The following is a 21,184-nucleotide window of genomic DNA, read 5'->3' as shown; positions in this document are numbered from 1 at the left end:
CGGGAGGAAGCAATGACGATTGCCGAAAAACTGCCTCCGCAACAGACGGTTAACGGACACAGTTTCAATGCGGACCTGTCAAAGGGTCCCTATGTGTTCGACGGTTGCGACACGCTGGTGAAGCTGTTTCGTCAGCGCTGCCAGGAACTGGGCAACCGCGTCGCGCATCGCGAAAAACAGTACGGCATCTGGCTGTCCTATACGTGGGAGGATTTTTACGAACACGCCCGCCTGATCGGACTGGGCCTGCTCTCGCTCGGGCTGAAACGCGGCGAAGTGGTCTCGATCCTGTCGGAGGACAACAAGGAATGGATCTACACCGACCTTGCGGTCCAGTCGGTGGGTGGCATCGCGTCAGGCGTCTACACGACCGATTCGGCCAAGCAACTGCAATATTTGGTCAACGATTCCGACAGCCGCTTCCTGTTCGTGGAAAATGACGAGCAGCTCGACAAGTTCTTGTCGGTCAAGGACGAGATGCCGGGGCTTGCCAAGGTCATCGTCTACGATGCCGACGGTCTGCATGGGTTTTCCGACGACCGGGTCATTTTCCTCGACGAGCTTTACCGGCTCGGGCGGGATTTCCTGAAACAGAATCCGAACCGTTTCGAGGAAGAGATCGCTACCTCGAAACCCGACGACACCGCGATCCTGGTCTACACGTCCGGGACCACGGGCCCGCCGAAAGGCGCGATGATCAGCCACGAGAACATCGTCGTGTCGATTGCTGGCGCGGTGCTGACCCTGCCGGTCGACGAAAGCGACGAGCAGGTCTGCTTCCTGCCGTTGTGCCATATCCTGGAACGGCTGATCAGCGTCTTCACGCCGATCGGGCTGCGCTCGACGGTTAATTTCGCCGAGAGCCCCGAAACCGTGTTCGACAATCTGCGCGAGGTTTCGCCGCATGTGTTCACGGCGGTGCCACGCGTGTGGGAGAAAATCTACTCCCGCGTCACCATTATGGCCAACGAAGCCACGCCGCTCGGCAAATGGGCCTTCCGTCGCGCATTGGCGTCCGGTATGGCGCGCGCCGAGGCGCTGGAGGCCGGTGAGACGGTTTCCGCTATGAACCGGCTTTCCTACGCGATCTGGGATTTCCTGGTGCTCAAGAATCTGCGCCGCATGCTCGGGTTCGACCGGCTGCGGCGCGGGACGACAGGCGCGGCGCCGATCTCGCCGGCGCTTTTGAAATGGTATCGGGCCGTCGGCATCACCGTTTTGGAAGGCTACGGGATGACCGAAAGCGCCGGTGTGATCTCGGTCAATCTGATCGAGCGCAACAAGACCGGCACGGTCGGCCAGCCGGTGCCGGGCGGCGAAATCCGGCTCTCGCCCGAAGGCGAGATCCAATATCGCGGCGCCAATGTCTTCAAGGGATATTGGAACAAGCCCGACAAGACCGCCGAGACCGTCACCGAGGATGGCTGGCTCAAGACCGGTGATGTCGGACGCCTCGACAATGAGGGGTTCCTGACGATCACCGGCCGGGTCAAGGACATCATCATCACCGCCGGTGGCAAGAACATTACGCCGGCGGAGGTCGAGAACCGGCTGAAATTCTCGCCCTTCATCGCCGATGCGGTGATCATCGGCGACAAGCGCAAATATCTGACCAGCCTGATCATGATCGATCAGGAGAATGTCGAGAAATTCGCGCAGAAAAGGCGCGTGCCGTTCAACGATTTCAAGTCGCTGTGCGCGGCGCAGGAAGTGCGCGATCTCATCGCCGGTATCGTCGCGGAGACGAACGCCGAATTCGCCCGTGTCGAGCAGATCAAGGATTTCCGCTTGATCGACGTGCTGCTGACGGCGGAGGATGAGGAATTGACCGCGACGATGAAGTTGAAGCGCAGTTTCGTCGAACAAAAACACAAGAAACTGATCGACGACATGTATGGCCAGCCCGGCCATGCCGAAACCTGAATATCATAGCCAAGGAGGAAATACCCATGAGGAAGACACTGACCAGATCCATCCTCGCCGCCGCGTTGGCGGCCGGGATGGCCTCGGCCGCCAACGCCACCCAGGGCGTCAGCGACGACGAGATCGTGCTCGGCTCCAACGGTGATTTGTCCGGCGTGTTCGCCGCCTTCAATGTCGGCGCCATCAAGGCGGCGCAGCAGGTGTTCGACGAAGTCAACGAACAGGGCGGAATTCACGGACGCAAGATCCGCTTCGTGGTCGAGGATCACGGCTATCAGGTGCCCAAGGCGGTGCAGAACTTCAACAAGCTGGTGAATTCCGACAAGGTGTTCGCCATGCTGCTGAATCTGGGCACGCCGCACAACATCGCCGGCTTCAAGATCATGGAAGCGAAAGAAGTGGCCAACGTGTCGCCGCTGACGGCCGCGCGCCAGATGATCGAAGGCGACATCGCCTATAAATATACCGGTTTCTCGTCCTATTATGATCAGATCCGGGCGGGCGTGGAGTTCCTGGTGAAGCAGGACGACGCCAAGGAAGTGTGCGCAATGTACATCCCGTCCGATTTCGGCAAGGAAATCGAGGAGGGCGCCAAGAGCAAGACCGAGGAGCTGGGGCTGACCTGGGCGGCCGAGACCACCCACAAGCCCGACGAGCAGGATTTCGTCGGCTCGATCCAGAAGCTGAAGGATGCGGGCTGCGATATCGTCGCCACGGCGCTCGGCGTGCGTCAGACCATCGTCGCTTTCGGCACGGCCAAGAAGCTTGGCTGGACCGATGTCGCCTTCATCGGTTCGTCGGCAGGCTTCAACACCGCCGTTGCCAAGGTGCCCGGCGGAGTGACGGAAGGCTACTACGCGGCGGCCGGCTGGGTCGATTTCGAGGCCAGGCTCGATGTTCCCGAGGTCAAGGAGTGGGCGGAAAGCTACGAGGCCTATACCGGTAATGCGCCGGACACGGCCGCGCAGCTCGGCTACGGAGCGGCCAAGACGCTGGTCATGGCGCTTGAGGCTGCAGGTCCGGACCTGACGTCGGAGAGTTTCCGTACGGCCATGGAAGGCGTGAAGTTCGAGGATGTGATCAACGACGTTCCCGTCGATGTCGGCCCCGACCACCAGGGCGGCGAGCTGATCATCATCTCCAAGATCGTGGGCGACAAATGGGTTGAGGTCGGCCGTATCGATCCGTCCACCTCGAACTGATCGACAGAAACCAGACGACGAAGGCCGCGCGATAATCTTCGCGCGGCCTCTTTTATGTGAGCGTTTCCAGGCGAAGCGGAAGCCGGTTCGCCGTCCGGAAAAGCGTTAAAGCAACATGTTCGAGCGCCGATCCGCGCTTCGGTAAAACGCAGAACGGCGCCGCTGGATCCGAAGGGCTTATTCGCCTGGCGTCGCTGCCGGACGCTGCGCCTGCTCGATTTCCCTGTGCAACCGGGCCTCTTCCTGGGCCTTGGGCGTGACGAAGCGGCCAAGCACCAGATAGGCGACAGGCGTCAGAAACAGGGTCGAAACCGTCGCCAGCCCGAGGCCGCCGACAATCACCCAGCCCAGCGCCACGCGCGCTTCGGCGCCCGCGCCGCTGGCCATCACCAGCGGCACGCCGCCGACGATGGTGCAGATCATGGTCATCATCACCGGGCGCAGCCTGACATTGGCGGCGTTTTCAATCGCCTCGCGCACGTTTTGGCCGCGGTCGCGAAGCTGATTGGCGAACTCGACGATCAAAATGCCGTTCTTGGCCATGATGCCGACCAGCAGCACCAGGCCGATCTGGCTGTAGACGTTGAGCGTTGTGCCGGTCAAAAGCATGGCGAAGACCGCGCAGGCGAGTCCCAGAGGCACCGTCGCCATGATAATAACGGCGCTGACGAAGCTTTCGAACTGCGCCGCCAGCACCAGGAGGATGATGACGATCGCGAAGCCGAAGGTTGTCATCATGCTTTCCGACTGCTCGCCGAGCGTGGCGGTTTCGGCCAGCGGGATGATACGGTAGCCGGGTGGCAGCAGCGGCTCGGCGATCTTCAAGGCGCGTTCATAGGCCGATCCGAGCGCGAAATCGGCGTCGAGCGCCGAGGTGACGGAAACGGCGCGCATCTGCTGCTCGCGCGACAGCGACGGCGGTACCGCCATTTCGGTCAGCGTGGCGATGGTGGAGACCGGCACGAAGCGATTGTCGCGCGTCTTCAAAAAGATGTTTTCCAGATCGGTGGGATCGTTGATCGGATTGATGGTGGAAACCAGCTTCACGTCGAAGCTGCGGTCGTCGATGAACACGGTGCCGATCTTACGCCCGTCGAGCATGGCCTGCAGGGCCTCGCCCATGCCGGCGATCTCGATGCCGAGATCGCTCGCCCGCTCGCGGTCGATCCTGACGGCGAGTTGGGGCTGGGTGGTGTCGCTGGACAGGCGCGCCTGGCGGAAGCGCGGATCCTTTTCCATCTCGGCCACGATCGCGGCGGCGGTTTCGTTCAGCACGGCGTAATTGGCGCCCGCGACGGCGAATTGCAGGCCGCTGCCGGCGCCCCGTATGCCCAGGCTGTTGGGCTGGAAGGCGAAGGCGCGCACGCCCGGCACCTGAGCGACCAGCGCGTTTGCCTCGTCGAGAATTTCCTGCTGGGAGCGCTGGCGCGCGTCCCACGGCGCCAGGCGCATCACCAGAAAGCCGCCGTTGGACGACCCGCCGGAGCCCGCGATGGAAAACGTGCTTTCGATCTCGCCGCGCTCCTGCATCGGCGCGAGCAGGGCCTCGATCCGCAGCATCTGGTCAGCGAAATAGTCGAGGCTGACGCCCTGCGGCGCGGACACCCGCATGAAGGCGAGAGAACGGTCCTCGCGCGGCGTCAGTTCGGACTTGATGGTCGGATAGAGCAGGGCCGCCGACCCGGCGATCAGGGCGGAAACGACGACGACGACGAGCGGCGCGTCGAGGCACACGCGCAACATCCGTGCATACAGTTTGGATAGGCCGCGGCCCAGCGATCCCATCGCGCCTTGGCTTTGCGCCTCCTCGCCGGTGCGCAGAAAGCGCGAGGCGAGCATCGGACACAGCGACAACGCCACCAGCGACGACAGAAAAACGGAGATCGCCAGCACGAAGCCGAACTCGCGGAACAGGCCGCCGGTCTGGCCGGGCAGGAAGGACAGCGGCACGAACACCGCGATCAACGTGGCGGTGGTCGCCAGGACGGCGAAAAACACTTCCTCTGTGCCCAGTACGGCCGCAGCGCGCGGGCCGAGACCCTGATTGCGCCGCCGGACGATGTTTTCCAGCACCACGATGGCGTCGTCGACCACGAGGCCGGTCGCCAGAACGAGCGCGAGCAGTGTTAGGATATTGATCGAAAAGCCGACCAGATAGATGGCGGCCACCGTTCCGACCAGCGCGACCGGGATCGCCACGGCGGGAATGATCGTGGCGCGAAAATCCCAAAGGAACAGGAAGATAATCAAAAGCACCACCGAAACGGCGATGCCGAGCGCGATCTCGACCTCATGGATGGCGCCGGTGATGAAGGTTGCGTCGTCGCTGGTTACGTCGATCGAGACACCCTCCGGGAGGTTCTCGCGAATGCGCTCAGCCGCCTCGCGGATGCCGGCCGATATCTCGAGCGTGTTCGACTGGGCCGCGCGGATCACGCCCATGCCGATGCCGGTCTTGCCGTTGGCGCGCAACTGGGTCTCGCCGAGATCCTTGCCCAGGGTCACGGAGGCGAAATCCCCGAGGCGCGTATTGCCCTTAACCACGATCTTCTCGAACGCTTCGGGCGTGGCGACCGTGGCGGAGGCGCGCACGATCAGGTCTTGGGTGTTGCTGGTCAGCGAGCCAGCCGGGGCGTCGAAGGCCATCGACGACAATGCGCTGCGGATGTCGCCGACGGTCAGGCCGAGACTGGCCAGCCGGGCGGGATCGATGTCGATGCGGAAGATCTTGTCGCGTTCGCCATAGATCTGGACATCGGCCACGCCGGCAACAGAGGCCAGTTGGTCGGCGATCTCGTCCTCCACCAGCACGGTCATGTCCTGGACAGACATGGTGGCGGAGGTGACGGCGAGCCTCATGACCGGCTGGGCGTTGGAATCCGCCTTGATAATGCGTGAGGCGTCGGCGTCCTCGGGCAGTTCGTGCGCGATCCGGCCGAGGGCATCGCGCATGTCGGAGGCGGCGGTGTCGATATTGGCGCTGTCGTTGAACTCGACCGTCACCGTGCTGCGGCCGAAAGAGGACGAGGACGAAATCCATTTCACGCCGGCGATGCGCGACACGGCGCCCTCGATCAGGCCGGTTAATTCGCGATCGATGGTTTCGGCCGAGGCGCCCGGATATTCGGTTCGGATGGTGATCACTGGCCGGTCGACTTCCGGCAGTTCCCGGATCTCCACGCCTAGCAGGGCGGCGAGGCCGGCCACCGCGATCAGCGTGTTCATCACGAAGGCGAGAACCGGCCGGCGGACGAAGAGCGCCGTCAGGCCGAGTTCGGGATCGGTTTTTGTACTCATTGCCCGTGACCCGCCCTACGACCCGCTGGCGGGGCGCGAAGTCCCGGTCTGAGGCGCCGCGGCTTCACCGTCGCGGCTTGCCAGACGCACTTCCGCGCCCTCGCGTACGGCATGGATACCTTGCGTGACGACGGCGTCGGACAGCGCCAGCGGCGCGTCGACCAGGATGCTGTCGGCATTGCGTTGGACGATCCGTACCGCTACGCGCTCTGCGCGGCCGTTGCGCACCGCCCACACGAATGCGCCGTCGGCGCCCCATTGCACGGCCAGCGGGTCGACGGCGGGATAGGTGTCGCCGGGAAAACGCATGGAAACGTGGAACGACATGCCGGCGCGCAGCCTGTCGGCGCTGTTGTCGAGGCGGGCCTGGACATGCAGCGTGCGGCTTTCGGCGTCGATGCGGTTGTCGACCGCGCTGACGCTGCCTTGAATGGTTTCGCCCGGACGCGCAATGGCGGCGGCCGTCAGCGGCGAGCCGACCGTGACGGTGCCGGCATAGCGTTCGGGAATCCAGAAATCGACCAGGATTTCCGAGCGGTCGTCGATCGAGGCGATCTCGCTTTGCGCGGTGACATAATTGCCGGCGGCGATCGGCAGGATGCCGACAGTGCCGCCGATCGGCGCGGCGATGGAGCGCCGCGACAGTTCCAGTTCGGCGTCGCGCAGCGCCAGACGCGCATTGTCGACGGCGAGCTCGGCATCGGTCACCTGGACCGCGCTGGCGGTGTTGGAGGCACGAAGCGCGCGCACGCGCTCGAGGCGGGCTTCGGCATCGCGCAACGCGATGCGGGCCCGGTCAAACGCGATCTGCTCGGCTTCGGCGTCGAGCCGGGCGATCACGTCGCCGGCGTCGACGATCGATCCCGATTCGACCAGCAATTCGGTCATGCGGCCGCTGGCGAAGGGCGTCACGGTAACCGACCGCGCTGCCCGCCCGGTGCCGATGGCGACGAGACGGTCGTTGATGGTGCTTTCGAGCACGGCCACGGTCACGACGCCGCCTTGCGGCGGGCGGCCGCCGCGGCCGCTGGCCGGACCGCTGTCGCGCCCGCTCCCGCCGTCGGTCGCCGCGCCGGGGCCCCAGTCGAGACCCCAGCGTGCGAGCTGCTGGTCGGCGCCGGGGAAAAAACGCGCCCAGATCGCCGCCGCGACAAGCAGCACCAGCAGGGTTAGCGCGATTTGCTTCCAGATCGACATCCATCACTCCGGGACCGCCGGACATGTGCCATTGTGGCTTGCCCTCGCTCTCATGTCGCCGCCAAAAAAGCGCGCGCAAGCGAGACCGGCCTCGCAAACGGTCAATAGGCTGTCTTTATGACAATTCTCCGGCGTGCCTGCACGCCGAAAAATGTTAAATCTTGTCCATGTTTATCGCCTTTGCGGCGCCGATCTCAGCCGCCGCGCAGCGCTTCCATCTCGCGGATGCGCCCTCGGCTCTCGGTCTCCAAGGCGCGGGTGAGTTCGCCGATCAGGATTTCGGCGATCACGAACAAGGCGGCCGAAGAGTCCCAGGCTGACGGCACCGCCGTGCGCCCGGCAATGACGTGGCGCGAGAAGCGGGCGATGGGTGACAGCCATTGATCCGTGACCAGGACGATGTGAATGCCGCGCTTGGCCGCCATTTCGGCGAAGCGCAGCAGGCTGTCCTGATAGCGGCGGATGTCGAAGACGACCAGCACGTCGCGCTTGCCCATGTCGATCAGCCGGTCGCGCCAATTGCTTTCCTGACCGGCGAGATGGGACACGTTTGAGCGGACGATGGTCAGGTGGGCTGCCATATAGCGGGCGATCGGGTCGGTGAAGCGACCGCCGACCAAATGGATGCCGCAGCGCCGGTTCGACAACAGTGCGACGATGTCGCGGATCTGGCGGTCGGAGACGTGTTGGAACGTTCCGCGGATGTTTTCCAGCGTCGCGTCCACTGTCTGCGCCGTCCTGCCGCGCGCGGGCGAGGGCTGTGTCGTGCGCGTGAGCGGGGACTGGAGCTGTGCGGCGAGCTCGTCCTGCAGGGCGGACTGGAACTCGGCGTAATTGTGGAACCCGAGCCTGGCAATGAAGCGCAGAATGGTCGGTGAACTGACGCCGGCTTGGTGCGAGAAGTCGGCGACGGTCTTCAGCCCGATCAGCGGATAATTGGCGATCAGCGTCTGCGCGGCGCGCTTTTCGCCGGTCGGCATGGCATCCATCCGATCCGCGATCAGCTCTGCAATGCTTGTGGCCAAGACGCCCTCCTGTTTGCGGCGCGCCGCCTTGCCGCCGACGGAAAAGCCATTTGACACGTCCGCGAAATATGTATGAAATCATTCACCAACGCGCAACATCATAAAAACGTACGATACGTTACGAAAAAAGGGGATCTGCGCAAACAATGGGAGCGGCGCCGTCGCAGCTTGCGGAGACGTTCGATCCGGTCCGCCTTAGCGGGCGTTCGGCACCGGGTCCGCTCGTGCTTTTGTGCGAGCACGCCTCCAACCGCGTTCCAGCCGAACTGGCCGGTCTCGGCCTGTCCGCCGACATCTTGCAAAGCCACATCGCCTGGGATCCGGGCGCGGCCGCGGTCGCGCGCGCCATGGCGGCGCGGCTGGATGCCGCGCTGATCGAATCGACCGTGTCGCGGCTGGTAGCCGACTGCAATCGCCTGCCCGACGCGGCCGACCTCGTGCCCGAGATCAGCGAAACGACGCCGGTGCCCGGCAATCGCGGCCTGGATGCCAGGGGTCGCGCGCGGCGCATCGCGATGGCGCACGCGCCGTTTCATGCCGCCGTCGCCGGGCTGATCGAGGAGCGGCTTGCGGCCGGCCGGACGATTGCCGTGGTGTCTGTCCACTCGTTCACGCCGGTCTATCGTGGCGTTGCCAGACCCTGGCATGTCGGCATCGTGCACGATGCCGACCGGCGCATGGCGCAACCGATGCTGGCCGGTCTGGGGCGGCTGCCGAACGTCGCGGTCGGCGACAATCGGCCTTATGCACCGTCGGACGGCGTCTATTATTCGCTTGCACGGCATGCTGGTACGCGAAACCTGCCTTGTGCGATGATTGAAATCCGCAATGATGAGATCGCGACCGAGGAGGGGCAGCGCCTGTGGGCCGGGCGGTTTTACGACATACTGGCCGGCATGGGCTACGCAGCGCGCAAGGGGGCGTACCGGCAATGATCGGACCGGCCAAGGCGGAGGCCCGCAATGCCTGAGCCGGTGAAGCGGTTCGTGCGCGTCGTCGACGCGGTCAACCGGGTCGTCGGCCTGTTTGCGATGTATCTGATCTTCGCGATCATGGGCGTGCTTTTGTATTCCTCCATCATGAAGGCGGTGGCGATCCCGCCGCTGTGGACGCTGGAAATGGCCCAGTTCCTGATGGTCGGCTATTATATGCTCGGCGGCGGCTGGTCGTTGCAGAACGACGCCCATGTGCGCATGGACCTGATCTATGGCCGCTGGAGCCTGCGGCGGCGCGCCGCGATCGACGCCGTCACCATCCTGTTTTTGATCTTTTATCTCGCCATGCTGCTTTATGGCGGGTTTTCCAGCACCAGCTACGCGCTGCACTATGGCGAGAAGAGCTATTCGGCCTGGGCCCCCTATATGGCGCCGATCAAGATCGTGATGTGTGTCGGCATCGTTTTCATGATCCTGCAGGCGCTGGCCCAGTTCTTCCGCGATGTCGCGCGGCTTCGCGGCGAGGAGTTCTGATGGGCTACGAACTGATCGCCGTCACCATGTTCTCCTCCATGATGGTGCTGCTTCTGACCGGGCAGCGCGTCTTCGGGGCGATCGGTTTCGTCGCGGTGATCTTCGCGCTTCTTCTGTGGGGGACAGGAGGCTCCGAACTCGGCTTCTCGGCGGCGATGAAGCTGATGAAATGGTATCCGCTGCTGACATTGCCGCTTTTTATCTACATGGGCTACATGCTGTCGGAATCCGGCATCGCCGACGATCTCTACAAGATGTTCCATGTCTGGTTCGGGCCGGTGCGCGGCGGGCTGGCGATCGGCACGATCGGCTTGATGGTGGTGATCTCGGCCATGAACGGCCTGTCGGTCGCCGGCATGGCGATCGGGGCGACAATCGCGCTGCCCGAACTGCTCAGGCGCGGCTACGACAAGGTGATGGTGACCGGCGTCATCCAGGCCGGGTCCTCGCTCGGCATCCTGGTGCCGCCGAGCGTGGTGCTGGTGCTTTACGGCATGATCGCGCGCCAGCCGGTCGGCCAGCTCTGGCTGGCCGGTGTCTTTCCCGGCCTTTTGATGGCGAGTCTGTTCATCGTCTATATCGCCGTGCGCTGCTGGCTGCAGCCCAATCTCGGTCCGGTTCTGCCGGCCGACGAGCGCAATGTCTCGCTGCGCGAGAAGCTGCGGCTCTTGCAGGCCGGCATCCTGCCGTTCTTCATCTTCTTCATGATGACCGGGCTTTTCCTGATGGGCTATACCAGCCTGGTTGAAAGCTCCGCCGTCGGCGCGGTGGCGGCGACGCTGGCCGCGCTGGTCAAGGGCCGGCTGACGCGCACGGTCTTGCACGACACGGTGCGCAAGTCACTGGCGGTTTCGTGCATGTTCATGTGGATCATCGTCGCCGCCTTGTGCTTCGGCGCGGTCTTCGACGGACTCGGTGCGGTCAAGGCAATCGAGCATTTCTTCGTCGACAGGCTCGGCCTGACGCCCTGGGAAGTGCTGATATTGATGCAGCTTTCCTACCTGATCATGGGTATGTTTCTCGACGATACGGCGATGCTGGTGATCGTCGCGCCGCTTTACGTGCCCCTGGTCAAGCTGCTCGGCTTCGATCTGATCTGGTACGGCGTCCTCTACACGATCACCTGCCAGATCGCCTACATGACCCCGCCCTTCGGCTACAATCTGTTTTTGATGCGCGCCATGGCGCCGCCGGAAATCAGTCTGGGCGACATCTATCGGTCCATTATTCCGTTCGTCGCGGTGATGGTCTTCGGCCTCGTCGTGGTGATGGCGTTTCCGCAGATCGCGCTGTGGCTGCCGCAGCATGTCTATCTTCGCTAAAGACGGAGGTCTTCGAGCGTGAAGCCGATGCGAAAGGAGGTGAGGTCCGAAAACCGCGAGCCAACGGGGCGCCCAACGCGGGCGGCCTGAAGAGGGTGAACGAACAGGAGGAAGAGACGATGCACAACAGACGCCAATTCATCAAGAAGGCCGGGCTTGCCGGTGTCACCGCCGCCGGTGCGACGACGCTGGCCACGCCGTATGTGCGTGCCCAAAGCCCGATCCGCTGGCGCATGCAGACCTATGCCGGCGTCGCGCTCGCCGAACATGTCATCAAGCCGGCGATCGACGCCTTTAACACCGTCGCCGACGGCGAAATGGTGATCGAGCTCTATACCGCCGACCAGATCGTGCCGACCGGCGAACTGTTCCGGGCCATGCAGGCGGGCACGATCGACGCGGTGCAGAGCGACGAGGATTCCATGGCGGCGCCGGTCGACGTGTCGGTGTTCGGTGGCTATTTCCCTTCGGCGACGCGCTATTCGCTCGACGTGCCGGTGCTGTTCAACCAGTACGGGCTCAAGGAGATCTGGGAAGAAGCCTATTCCGAGGTCGAGAACGTCACCTGGCTCAGCGCTGGTTCCTGGGACCCGTGCCACTTCAACACCACCAAGCCGATCCGCAGCCTGGAGGATCTGAAGGGGTTGCGTGTCTACACCTTCCCGACCGCCGGGCGGTTTCTCAGCCAGTTCGGGGTGGTACCTGTCAACATCCCCTACGAGGACGCCGAGGTTGCGGTGCAGACCGGCGAGCTCGACGGCATGGCCTGGTCGGGCATCACCGAGGACTACACGGTCGGCTGGGCCGACGTCACCAACTACTTCCTGACCAACAACATCACCGGTGCCTGGATTGGCTCGTTCTTCGCGAATTCTGAACGCTGGAACGCGATCCCCGAACGGCTGCAGACGCTGTTCAGGCTGTGCATGGATTCCTCGCACTATTATCGCCAGCACTGGTATTGGGGCGGCGAGGCCAAGCTGAGGACCGGCGGCACCAAGCTGGAGCTGACCACGATTCCCGAATCCGAATGGCAGCAGGTCGAGGACGCGGCCGAAAAATTGTGGGAGGAGATCGCCGCCGAAAGCGATCGCAGCGCGCGCGTGGTCAATATCTTGAAGGAATACCGCGACACCATGCGCAAGGCGGGCCCGCCCTACCGCTACGGCTAGGCGCCGCTGCGGCCGGCCGGACCGAATTTTCGGCCCGGCCGGCGCACCCGCAAGGGCCCGCCGAGAAGGCTAGGGCCCGGCAGAACGAAACGGGCCGGGCGACCGGCGGGGAGCTTCATGTCGGCAATGATGACTTTCGAGGAACTGAAACGGGCGGTCGCGGCCGGCGAGATCGACACGGTGCTGGCTGCTGCCGTCGACATGCAGGGCCGGCTGATCGGCAAACGCTTCATCGGCAGCTATTTTGTCGAGAGCGCCCACGGCGAGACTCATGGCTGCAACTATCTGCTGGCCAATGACATCGATATGGAGCCGGTGCCGGGTTACAAGGCGGCGAGCTGGACCAAGGGCTACGGCGATTTCGTTCTCAAGCCCGACCTCGCCACCATCCGGCCCCTGCCGTGGCTGGAAAAGACGGCGCTGGTGATCTGCGACATCCAGGATCACGCCACGCATGGCGACCTGCCGCACTCGCCGCGCGGCATTCTCAAGCGCCAGGCGGCGCGGCTGCGGGAGCGCGGATGGCTGGCCTATTTCGCCTCCGAGCTGGAATTCTACCTGTTCGAGGAGACCTATCGCAGCGCGCGCGAAAAGAATTGGCGCGATCTCGACACGACCTCGCCCTATATCGAGGACTACGTCATCCATCTCACCACCAAGGAAGAGGCGGTGATGCGGGCGATCCGCAACGGGCTCCAGGGGGCGGGCATTGCGGTGGAGAACTCGAAGGGCGAATGGGGACCGGGGCAGGAGGAGATCAATGTCCGTTATGCCGAGGTCCTGGAGATGGCCGACCGGCACGCGATCTTGAAGACCGGCTGTAGGGATATCGCCACGGCGATGGGCAAGTCGGTCACCTTCATGGCCAAATACGACTATGCGCTCGCCGGCAATTCGAGCCACATCCACAATTCGCTGTGGAGCGCGGATGGCGAGACGCCGTTGTTTTTCGACAAGTCCGCCCGCCATACGATGACGCCGCTGATGTGCGCCTGGGTCGCCGGGCAGCTCAAATATGCCCGCGAAATTACCTGGTTCCTGGCGCCCTACATCAATTCCTACAAGCGCTTCCAGGTCGGCACCTTCGCGCCGACCAAGATCGTGTGGAGCCGCGACAATCGCACGGCCGGCTTTCGCTTGTGCGGGGAGGGAACCAAGGGCATTCGCATCGAGTGCCGGATCGGCGGCGCCGATCTCAATCCCCATCTCGCTTTCGCCGCGCTGATCGCCGCCGGTCTGGCGGGCGTGGAGGAAAATCTCGAGCTCGCCGACCCCTTCGAGGGCGACGCCTATCATGGCGCGCGGCTCAAGGAGATCCCGAAAACTCTGCGCGAGGCGACCGAGACGATGGCGAAGTCGAAAATGCTCAAGCGGGCTCTCGGCGAGGAGGTGATCGAGCACTACGTCCACACAGCCCGGTGGGAGCAGCTCGAGTATGACCGCCGGGTGACGGACTGGGAACTGCACCGGGGGTTCGAGAGATATTGAAGGTCGACACACTTACAAACACACTAAATATATGTGTGGTTGAATTGTTGTGATCGTCGACCTGGGAGAAACGCAATGAGCAAGTACGAGCCTTTGCAGACATTCCTAAAGAGTCAGGGTCGCGACTATATCCCGATGAGGTTCGCGGATATCGAGCGCGTGCTGAACGGCAAATTACCGCCATCTAAGTCTCGCCGGGCATGGTGGAGCAACAATTTCAGAAACAACGTCATGACCAAGGAATGGCTTTCTGCGCGTTCCGAGACGGAATCTGTAGATGTCGTGGGCGAGAAGCTCGTGTTCCGCCGTGTTCGCAAAGCGCGAAGCAGAAGCGGTTCTTCCAATGGATCGCCGACGTCCCCGCGTCCGCGGCATCGGTGTTTTGGCTTCATGAAGGGCATGATCAAGGTCCAAGAGGGGTTCGACGTCACTCAGCCATTTAGCGACGAGCCTTGGGATCAAGGTTATCTTGGCGAGGACCGGCTGAAATGATTGAGGCGGCCGACCTTCTTCTGGATACCTGCGCGATGATATTCGTGGCCAACGACACGCGCCTTGATCCTGAAGCCGATCGCGCAATTTCAGAGGCGGCTCACGATGGCCGCCTCTACGTCTCTCCAATTTCCGCTTGGGAGATGGGCGTGGGAGTGGCGAAAGGACAATTGAGCTTGCCGTTGGCGCCACTCGATTTTTTCGACAGATTCATCGAACAGATGCAGGCCAAGCTGAGCCCGGTTTCGCCACCGATCATGATCGCCTCTTCCTTCCTGCCGGGAGAGATTCTCGGGGACCCCATGGACCGGATGCTGGTTTCGACGGCGTGGTCCCATGATTTCGTCCTGGTGACCAGTGATCGGCCGATCCTCGCATATGGGCGCGAGGGCCATGTTCGAACGCTCGCTTGCTAAAGATAGTAGGGAAAAAAACCTTGGAAACCGTGAAGCTGAAATCCCCCGTCGACGGCTCGGTTTACGCAGAGCGGCCAGTCGCTTCCGACCAGGCAATCAATGCTGCGGCGGAGCGAGCGCGCGCTGCGCAGGCGGATTGGGCGCAGACGCCGCTTGCCGAACGCGCGAAATACCTGCTCGGCTTCCTCGACGCGCTTTTGGCCATGAATGACGAGATCGTGCCGGAACTTGCCTGGCAGATGGGCCGGCCGGTGCGTTACGGTGGCGAAAAGGGCGGCGTGGAGGAACGCACCCGCTATATGGTGGAACTGGCCGAGACCGCGCTCAAGCCGTTCGTCCCGCCGGACGACAGGCCCGGTTTCCGACGCTATCTCAAACGCGCGCCGCTGGGCGTCGTCTTCACCATCGCGCCGTGGAACTATCCCTATCTGACCGCGGTCAATTCGATCGTGCCCGCGCTGATGGCCGGCAATTCGGTGATCCTGAAACATGCCGCGCAGACCCTTCTGGTCGGCGAGCGTTTCCAGGCCGCGTTCGACGGGGCTGACCTGCCGCAAGGTCTGTTCCAGAACCTGGTGATGAACCATGGCCAGACGGAGCGGCTTCTGGCGTCCGGCAAGGTCGACCATTGCAATTTCACCGGCTCGGTCGGCGGCGGGCGCGCGATCGAAAAGGCGGCGGCCGGCACCTTCACCACGCTCGGCCTCGAGCTCGGCGGCAAGGATCCCGCCTACGTTTTGCCCGACGCCAAGCTCGACCACGCCATCGCCAATCTGGTCGACGGGGCCTTTTACAATACCGGCCAGTGCTGTTGCGGCATCGAGCGGGTCTACGTGCATGCCGACATCTATGACGATTTCGTCGACGGTTTCGTGGCCGAAACGAAAAACTACGTTGTCGGCGATCCGCTCGATCCGGCGACCACGATGGGGCCGATGGCGCAGGCGCGCTTCGCCGATTTCATCCGCGAGCAGAAAGCCGAGGCGCTGCGCAAGGGCGCGCGGGCGCATATCGGCATGCGCGTGGAACGGGACCTGCCGGGCTCGCCCTATATCGCGCCGGAGGTGCTGACCGAGGTCGACCACCAGATGAGCGTGATGCGCGAGGAGAGCTTCGGGCCTGTCGTCGGCATCATGAAGGTGCGAAACGACGAGGAGGCGATCGCGCTGATGAACGACAGTCCCTACGGGCTCACCGCCTCGATCTGGACGCGCGACACCGACCATGCCGCCGCGATAGGCGACCGGGTCGAGACGGGTACGGTGTTCATGAATCGCTGCGACTATGTCGATCCGGGCCTCGTTTGGACCGGCGTCAAGGATACCGGCAAGGGTGGGGCGATGTCGGTGGTCGGCTATGAGAACCTGACCCGGCCGAAGAGCTATCATCTGCGGGAGGTGTCGTGACCTTTCGCATGTCCGTTGCTCGGCCCCGCCGCGTGCGGATCGCGAGATTTCCTTTTCCGTCCAATCCAGCGAACCGACAGCCATGACCAGATTGACCGCCAATTGGAGTTTTCCCACCGCGATCCGCTTCGGTCCGGGCCGCATCGCGGAGTTGCCCGAGGCGCTGCGCATGGCCGGCATTGCCCGCCCGCTCTTCGTCACCGATCCCGGCCTGGCCAGGCTGCCGGTGGTTGGCCGGGCGCTGGCGATTTTGACGGAGGCCAACATCGCTCACGGCGTCTTTTCCGAGGTCAAGCCCAACCCGGTCGAGGCCAATCTGACGGCCGGCGTTTCGGCCTTTGCGACGGGCGGCCATGACGGTGTGATCGCCTTTGGCGGCGGGTCGGCGCTCGATCTCGGCAAGCTGATCGCCTTCCAGGCCGGCCAGACTCGCCCGGTCTGGGATTTCGAGGATGTCGGCGACTGGTGGACCCGTGCCGACGCGGAGGCCGTCGCGCCGATCGTGGCGGTGCCGACGACGGCGGGAACCGGCTCGGAGGTCGGGCGGGCCGGCGTGCTCACCAACGAGGCCACACACACCAAGAAGGTGATCTTTCATCCCAAAATGCTGCCGGCGGTCGTCATTGCCGATCCGGAGCTTACCGTCGGCATGCCACCCTTCATTACCGCGGGAACCGGCATGGACGCGTTGGCGCATTGTCTGGAGGCCTATTGCGCGCCGGGCTTCCATCCGATGGCGGACGGGATCGCGGCCGAGGGCGTACGCCTGGTGCTGGAAAACCTGCCCAAGGCGTTTTTGGATGGCAGCGACATTGCCGCGCGCGCGCGGATGATGGCGGCCGCGGCGATGGGGGCGACAGCCTTCCAGAAGGGGCTCGGCGCGATCCACGCGCTCTCGCACCCGGTCGGGGCGCTCTACGACACCCATCACGGCATGACCAACGCGGTGTTCATGCCCTATGTGCTGGCGGCGAACCGCCCGGCGATCGACGAACGCATCGCCCGGCTCGCGGCCTATTGCGGCATTTCCGGCGGTTTTGACGGTTTTTTTCGTACGGTCCTCGCCCTGCGCGACTGTCTCGAGGTGCCGCATCGGCTCGGCGATCTGATCGCGGGGCTCGACATGGATGCGGACCGCAAGGAGCTGATCGCGCAAATGGCAATCGTCGACCCGACCGCCGGCGGTAATCCGGTGGCGCTGACGACGGAGGGCGCGCGCAGCATCCTGGAGGCGGCGATCGAGGGCGCCGTTTCTTGACGGTTGCCTCGTCTTAGCTGCTTCAGCGCGGGGTGCTGCGTTTAGCGGCCGATGCCTGCGCCGCGTCGTCGGCCAGGACCTTGCGCAACACCGACAGGGCGGCGCCGATCTGGGGGCGTTGGTCGACGTCCTCGGGATAGACCGCATAGGCCGGATAGGTGAAGCGCGGCGCGTTCTCGACCAGTTCGAGCTGTCCGGCATTGATCAGCGGCGCGACCATGCCGCGCCGGAAATAACCGCTGCCGCCGACCTTGAGAAGATAGGCCAGGCCGAGCGGGCCGAAGCCGACATAGGTGCCGGGCTCGCCGAAAGCCGGAGAATGGGCGCCGTGCTGGGCCGAGAAGGCGGCCCCCCAGTCCACATAGATATAGTCCTCGGACGGGGCGGGCTCGTCGTTCCGGCCGACGGCACGCACCAGAACGAGATGCTCTTCGCGCAGGAGTTCCACCTTGAAGCCGGGCAGCAATTGGGGGGCATAGAGCAGGGCCACGTCGAGTGCGCCCGTTCGCAGATCCTCGATCAGCCGGTCGGGAATTCCGACATGCGCGCGCACCGCAAGCCGGGGCTGACGGCGGCGCATCTCGGCCATCCATTCGACCAGCAGCGGGCTCCACAGGCTGAGTTCGGCGCCGAGGCTGACCACGCCGTCGCGGCCGCTCGGAACGGCGAGCTGCTGCCTGGCCCCTTCCCACACCTGGACGAACATCTGGGCGAAGCGCTCGAACTCGCTTCCGGCGGCGGTTAGTCTCGCTCCGTTGCGATTGCGCACGAAAAGGCGGCGGCCGAGCTCGTCCTCCAGCGTCCTGATACGCGCGCTCACGGTGGTCTGCGTGACGTGCAGCCGTTCGGCGGCACGCAGAAAACTGCCCGTATGCACGATTGCCAGAAAAGTGCGCGCCCGATCGATGTCCATACCTGTATTTAATGCAATATTTTTGCATTTAACCAGCATTTAATTCCGCTTGTCTTTCGGATAGGTCGGGCTAGGCTCATCATGTTCCGTTCGCGACCTTCACCAGCTCCAACCGGATAGCGAACGGGTGAATGCCGGGACGACCGGCATCAACAGCAAGGCGTGGCCGAACGGGCAGGGTCCACACGGGAGGAACGTCACTCCCCCCGTTCGGTCACGCGCTCGGGGGCATTGGCGCGCGGCCGGTTCGCCGGACCAGGACCGCTTGCGGAGACGATGCCGACGTCGATGCGCAGCGGAAGAACGACAGGAGCCCGAGATGTCCGAATATGCGACCGGCCAGGCACACGATCGTCCGCGGGGAGCGCGCCGTTGGCTTTTCTCGACCAACCATAAGGATATCGGCACGCTCTATCTCGGCTTCGCGATGCTGGCCGGGGTGCTGGGAACCGCGCTCTCGGTCGGCATCCGGATGGAACTGCAGCAGCCGGGCCTGCAGTTCTTTGCCGATCCCGCGCTCTTCAACGTGTTCGTGAGCTCCCACGGGCTGGTGATGATTTTTTTCGTCATCATGCCCGCCTTGATCGGCGGTTTCGGCAATTGGTTCGTGCCGATCATGATCGGTGCGCCGGACATGGCCTTCCCGCGCATGAACAATATTTCGTTCTGGCTGCTGGTGGTTTCGTTTCTCCTGTTTGCGTTGTCGCTGTTCGTACCGGGCAGCCCCGGCACCAACGGCCATGGCGGCGGGTGGACGCTCTATCCGCCCTATGCGATTTCCGGCCAGCCAGGCCCCGCGGTCGACCTGGTCATCCTGTCCATACATTTGTCGGGCGCGTCATCGATCCTCGGCGCGATCAATTTCATCACCACTATCTTCAACATGCGCGCGCCGGGCATGACGCTGCACAAGATGCCGCTTTTCGCCTGGTCGATGCTGGTGACGGCGTTCATGCTGCTGCTGTCGCTGCCGGTGCTTGCCGGTGCGATCACCATGCTTCTGACCGACCGCAATTTCGGCACCACCTTCTTCCTTCCTTCCGGCGGCGGCGACCCGGTACTCTATCAGCACCTGTTCTGGTTCTTCGGTCATCCGGAAGTCTACATCATGGTCCTGCCAGCCTTCGGCATCGTCAGTCATGTGATCTCGACCTTCTCCAGGAAGCCGATCTTCGGGTATCTCGGTATGGCCTACGCCATGGTCGCCATCGGCATGATCGGTTTCGTGGTTTGGGCGCACCACATGTACACTTCCGGTGTTTCGCTTTCCTCGCAGCGCTATTTCGCTTTCGCGTCGATGGTCATCGCCGTGCCGACGGGGGTCAAGGTGTTCTCGTGGCTCGCTACGATGTGGGGCGGCTCGATCAGCTTTCGCGCGCCGATGCTGTGGGCGCTCGGTTTCGTGATGCTGTTCACGATCGGCGGGGTGACCGGGGTGGTCCTGGCCAATCCGGGCGTCGATCGCGCCCTGCACGACACCTACTACGTCGTCGCCCATTTCCACTATGTCTTGTCGCTGGGCGCGGCGTTCGCGATCTTCGCCGGCTTCTACTATTGGCTGCCGAAAATGACGGGCTATCTCTACAGCGAGCCGCTGGCCCGGCTACATTTCTGGCTGACGTTCGTCGGTGTGAACCTGGTGTTTTTTCCGCAGCATTTCCTGGGGCTTGCGGGAATGCCGCGCCGCTATGTCGACTTTCCCGACGCTTTCGCCGGCTGGAACCTGGTCTCCTCGCTCGGGTCCTACATTTCCGCGCTCGGATTGTTGGTGTTCTTCGTCACGGTCGCAGATGCCTTCTTGCGCAAACGGCTGGCGGCCTCGAACCCGTGGGGCGGGGGCGCGACCACACTCGAGTGGACGCTGCCGTCGCCGCCGCCGTTCCACCAGTTCGAGCGCTTGCCGAAGATTGGCTGAGACGGGGACGCGCGGCGGATGCGGGCCGTTCACACAGCCCGAGGAACCCGTCGCTTGAAGGAGTGGTGTCATGACCGAGACGACCGAGACCGGCGTCAGCCTTGCCCCGGTGATCTTTCTGGCCGTCTATTGGGCCTATCTGCTTGTCTGGCACGAATGGCACAAGCAGCATGGCCGGGAAACGCTGTTGAGTTCCGGCCTGCCGCCGCCGGTGGCGCCGTCGCAGGCGATGTCGCCTGCGTGCAACGCGGCGGCGGGCGCGGCTTTCAACGAAGCCCAGTTCCTGGGCGGAGCAAGGCGCGCCTACGAGTTCATCCTCAAGAGCTACGCGGCCGGCAGGATCGACGACCTCGCGCCTTTGCTTGATCCACCCGTGCTGGAGGTGTTCGCCAGGGAGATCGAACGGCGCGAGGCGAATGGCCGGCATTTGTGGCTGACATTCGTCGCGTTGCAGCAGGCGGAAATCGTCGACACCGCCTTCGATGAGCTGGCGGCGATCGTCAAGGTGCGGTTCGGTTCGGAGATTTTCGTCTCGGAACGCTCCAATGCCGCGGACATGCCGTGGCAAGAGGCTGCCCGCCTGCTGCAGGCGGTGGATCTGTGGACTTTTCGCAGGGAGCACAGATCGCGCGCCGCCACCTGGCTGCTCGTCGCGACCGACACGGAGTAGTCTTTCGAGCCGGCAATCC

The 21,184-nt window shown here is 63.6% G+C and carries 17 protein-coding genes; 13 read left to right on the top strand and 4 right to left on the bottom strand.

Annotated elements, in window-relative coordinates:
• Positions 1 to 12: 12 nt before the first annotated feature.
• Both EP380_RS15040 and EP380_RS15035 read left to right on the top strand, forming a co-directional pair.
• Positions 13 to 1,923 (top strand): AMP-dependent synthetase/ligase, encoded by a 1,911-nt coding sequence (locus tag EP380_RS15040; protein WP_127599194.1) that lies wholly within the window; start codon positions 13 to 15, stop codon positions 1,921 to 1,923.
• A gap of 26 nt (positions 1,924 to 1,949) precedes the next feature.
• The gene (locus tag EP380_RS15035) at positions 1,950 to 3,125 is read left to right on the top strand and encodes an ABC transporter substrate-binding protein (protein ID WP_106571926.1); all 1,176 of its coding nucleotides are present in this window, start codon (positions 1,950 to 1,952) and stop codon (positions 3,123 to 3,125) included.
• A 177-nt stretch (positions 3,126 to 3,302) separates the two neighbouring features.
• Here the strand turns inward: EP380_RS15035 and EP380_RS15030 are convergent, their stop codons facing one another.
• From EP380_RS15030 to EP380_RS15020, 3 genes are all read right to left on the bottom strand, one after another.
• Positions 3,303 to 6,422 carry an efflux RND transporter permease subunit gene (locus EP380_RS15030; protein WP_127599193.1) on the bottom strand — a complete coding sequence of 1,040 codons (3,120 nt, stop codon included), beginning with the start codon at positions 6,420 to 6,422 and terminating at the stop codon, positions 3,303 to 3,305.
• 15 nt (positions 6,423 to 6,437) lie between these two features.
• Positions 6,438 to 7,619: an efflux RND transporter periplasmic adaptor subunit gene (locus EP380_RS15025; RefSeq protein WP_106571924.1), complete on the bottom strand. Its 1,182-nt coding sequence runs from the start codon at positions 7,617 to 7,619 to the stop codon at positions 6,438 to 6,440.
• 194 nt (positions 7,620 to 7,813) lie between these two features.
• Positions 7,814 to 8,644 (bottom strand): MurR/RpiR family transcriptional regulator, encoded by an 831-nt coding sequence (locus tag EP380_RS15020; protein ID WP_127599192.1) that lies wholly within the window; start codon positions 8,642 to 8,644, stop codon positions 7,814 to 7,816.
• 146 nt (positions 8,645 to 8,790) lie between these two features.
• Between EP380_RS15020 and EP380_RS15015 the strand changes: the two genes are divergently transcribed.
• From EP380_RS15015 to EP380_RS14975, 9 genes are all read left to right on the top strand, one after another.
• A complete protein-coding gene (locus EP380_RS15015; RefSeq protein ID WP_127599191.1) occupies positions 8,791 to 9,579 on the top strand; it encodes an N-formylglutamate amidohydrolase in 789 nt (262 codons plus the stop codon).
• 27 nt (positions 9,580 to 9,606) lie between these two features.
• Complete coding sequence (locus tag EP380_RS15010; protein WP_106571922.1) at positions 9,607 to 10,113, top strand: TRAP transporter small permease subunit; 507 nt, start codon at positions 9,607 to 9,609, stop codon at positions 10,111 to 10,113.
• Entirely contained in the window at positions 10,113 to 11,435 is a 1,323-nt protein-coding gene (locus EP380_RS15005) for a TRAP transporter large permease (RefSeq protein ID WP_127599190.1), read from the top strand. The genes EP380_RS15010 and EP380_RS15005 overlap by 1 nt, the downstream gene beginning before the upstream one ends.
• A gap of 119 nt (positions 11,436 to 11,554) precedes the next feature.
• A complete protein-coding gene (locus EP380_RS15000) occupies positions 11,555 to 12,607 on the top strand; it encodes a TRAP transporter substrate-binding protein (protein WP_106571920.1) in 1,053 nt (350 codons plus the stop codon).
• A 117-nt stretch (positions 12,608 to 12,724) separates the two neighbouring features.
• Positions 12,725 to 14,095 carry a glutamine synthetase family protein gene (locus tag EP380_RS14995; RefSeq protein WP_127599189.1) on the top strand — a complete coding sequence of 457 codons (1,371 nt, stop codon included), beginning with the start codon at positions 12,725 to 12,727 and terminating at the stop codon, positions 14,093 to 14,095.
• 75 nt (positions 14,096 to 14,170) lie between these two features.
• Entirely contained in the window at positions 14,171 to 14,587 is a 417-nt protein-coding gene (locus tag EP380_RS14990) for a DUF7662 domain-containing protein (protein ID WP_127599188.1), read from the top strand.
• Positions 14,584 to 15,003: a type II toxin-antitoxin system VapC family toxin gene (locus EP380_RS14985; protein WP_127599187.1), complete on the top strand. Its 420-nt coding sequence runs from the start codon at positions 14,584 to 14,586 to the stop codon at positions 15,001 to 15,003. The genes EP380_RS14990 and EP380_RS14985 overlap by 4 nt, the downstream gene beginning before the upstream one ends.
• Positions 15,004 to 15,023: 20 nt before the next feature.
• Positions 15,024 to 16,409 carry an aldehyde dehydrogenase family protein gene (locus EP380_RS14980; protein ID WP_127599186.1) on the top strand — a complete coding sequence of 462 codons (1,386 nt, stop codon included), beginning with the start codon at positions 15,024 to 15,026 and terminating at the stop codon, positions 16,407 to 16,409.
• A gap of 82 nt (positions 16,410 to 16,491) precedes the next feature.
• Entirely contained in the window at positions 16,492 to 17,667 is a 1,176-nt protein-coding gene (locus tag EP380_RS14975) for an iron-containing alcohol dehydrogenase (protein WP_127599185.1), read from the top strand.
• 22 nt (positions 17,668 to 17,689) lie between these two features.
• Here the strand turns inward: EP380_RS14975 and EP380_RS14970 are convergent, their stop codons facing one another.
• Positions 17,690 to 18,580 carry a LysR family transcriptional regulator gene (locus EP380_RS14970; RefSeq protein WP_127599184.1) on the bottom strand — a complete coding sequence of 297 codons (891 nt, stop codon included), beginning with the start codon at positions 18,578 to 18,580 and terminating at the stop codon, positions 17,690 to 17,692.
• A gap of 319 nt (positions 18,581 to 18,899) precedes the next feature.
• Here EP380_RS14970 and ctaD point away from each other — a divergent pair, with 319 nt between their 5' ends.
• Positions 18,900 to 20,495 carry a cytochrome c oxidase subunit I gene (gene ctaD, locus EP380_RS14965; RefSeq protein ID WP_127599183.1) on the top strand — a complete coding sequence of 532 codons (1,596 nt, stop codon included), beginning with the start codon at positions 18,900 to 18,902 and terminating at the stop codon, positions 20,493 to 20,495.
• Positions 20,496 to 20,565: 70 nt separating this feature from the next.
• A complete protein-coding gene (locus EP380_RS14960) occupies positions 20,566 to 21,165 on the top strand; it encodes a Tim44/TimA family putative adaptor protein (protein ID WP_127599182.1) in 600 nt (199 codons plus the stop codon).
• The last annotated feature ends 19 nt before the right edge of the window (positions 21,166 to 21,184 follow it).

The sequence above is a fragment of the Nitratireductor alexandrii genome, assembly GCF_004000215.1.
GTDB classification, from domain to species: domain Bacteria; phylum Pseudomonadota; class Alphaproteobacteria; order Rhizobiales; family Rhizobiaceae; genus Mangrovimarina; species Mangrovimarina alexandrii.
The sequence above is the reverse complement of the archived record's forward strand: the minus strand, read 5'-3'. Positions and strand labels throughout refer to the sequence as shown.

Excerpts from the sequence above, each read along its gene's own strand:
- EP380_RS15040 (WP_127599194.1), top strand. The coding sequence starts at position 13 with ATGACGATTGCCGAAAAACTGCCTCCGCAACAGACGGTTAACGGACAC.
- EP380_RS15035 (WP_106571926.1), top strand. The coding sequence starts at position 1,950 with ATGAGGAAGACACTGACCAGATCCATCCTCGCCGCCGCGTTGGCGGCC.
- EP380_RS15030 (WP_127599193.1), bottom strand. The coding sequence starts at position 6,422 with ATGAGTACAAAAACCGATCCCGAACTCGGCCTGACGGCGCTCTTCGTC.
- EP380_RS15025 (WP_106571924.1), bottom strand. The coding sequence starts at position 7,619 with ATGTCGATCTGGAAGCAAATCGCGCTAACCCTGCTGGTGCTGCTTGTC.
- EP380_RS15015 (WP_127599191.1), top strand. The coding sequence starts at position 8,791 with ATGGGAGCGGCGCCGTCGCAGCTTGCGGAGACGTTCGATCCGGTCCGC.
- EP380_RS15010 (WP_106571922.1), top strand. The coding sequence starts at position 9,607 with ATGCCTGAGCCGGTGAAGCGGTTCGTGCGCGTCGTCGACGCGGTCAAC.
- EP380_RS15005 (WP_127599190.1), top strand. The coding sequence starts at position 10,113 with ATGGGCTACGAACTGATCGCCGTCACCATGTTCTCCTCCATGATGGTG.
- EP380_RS15000 (WP_106571920.1), top strand. The coding sequence starts at position 11,555 with ATGCACAACAGACGCCAATTCATCAAGAAGGCCGGGCTTGCCGGTGTC.
- EP380_RS14995 (WP_127599189.1), top strand. The coding sequence starts at position 12,725 with ATGTCGGCAATGATGACTTTCGAGGAACTGAAACGGGCGGTCGCGGCC.
- EP380_RS14990 (WP_127599188.1), top strand. The coding sequence starts at position 14,171 with ATGAGCAAGTACGAGCCTTTGCAGACATTCCTAAAGAGTCAGGGTCGC.
- EP380_RS14985 (WP_127599187.1), top strand. The coding sequence starts at position 14,584 with ATGATTGAGGCGGCCGACCTTCTTCTGGATACCTGCGCGATGATATTC.
- EP380_RS14975 (WP_127599185.1), top strand. The coding sequence starts at position 16,492 with ATGACCAGATTGACCGCCAATTGGAGTTTTCCCACCGCGATCCGCTTC.
- EP380_RS14970 (WP_127599184.1), bottom strand. The coding sequence starts at position 18,580 with ATGGACATCGATCGGGCGCGCACTTTTCTGGCAATCGTGCATACGGGC.
- ctaD (WP_127599183.1), top strand. The coding sequence starts at position 18,900 with ATGTCCGAATATGCGACCGGCCAGGCACACGATCGTCCGCGGGGAGCG.
- EP380_RS14960 (WP_127599182.1), top strand. The coding sequence starts at position 20,566 with ATGACCGAGACGACCGAGACCGGCGTCAGCCTTGCCCCGGTGATCTTT.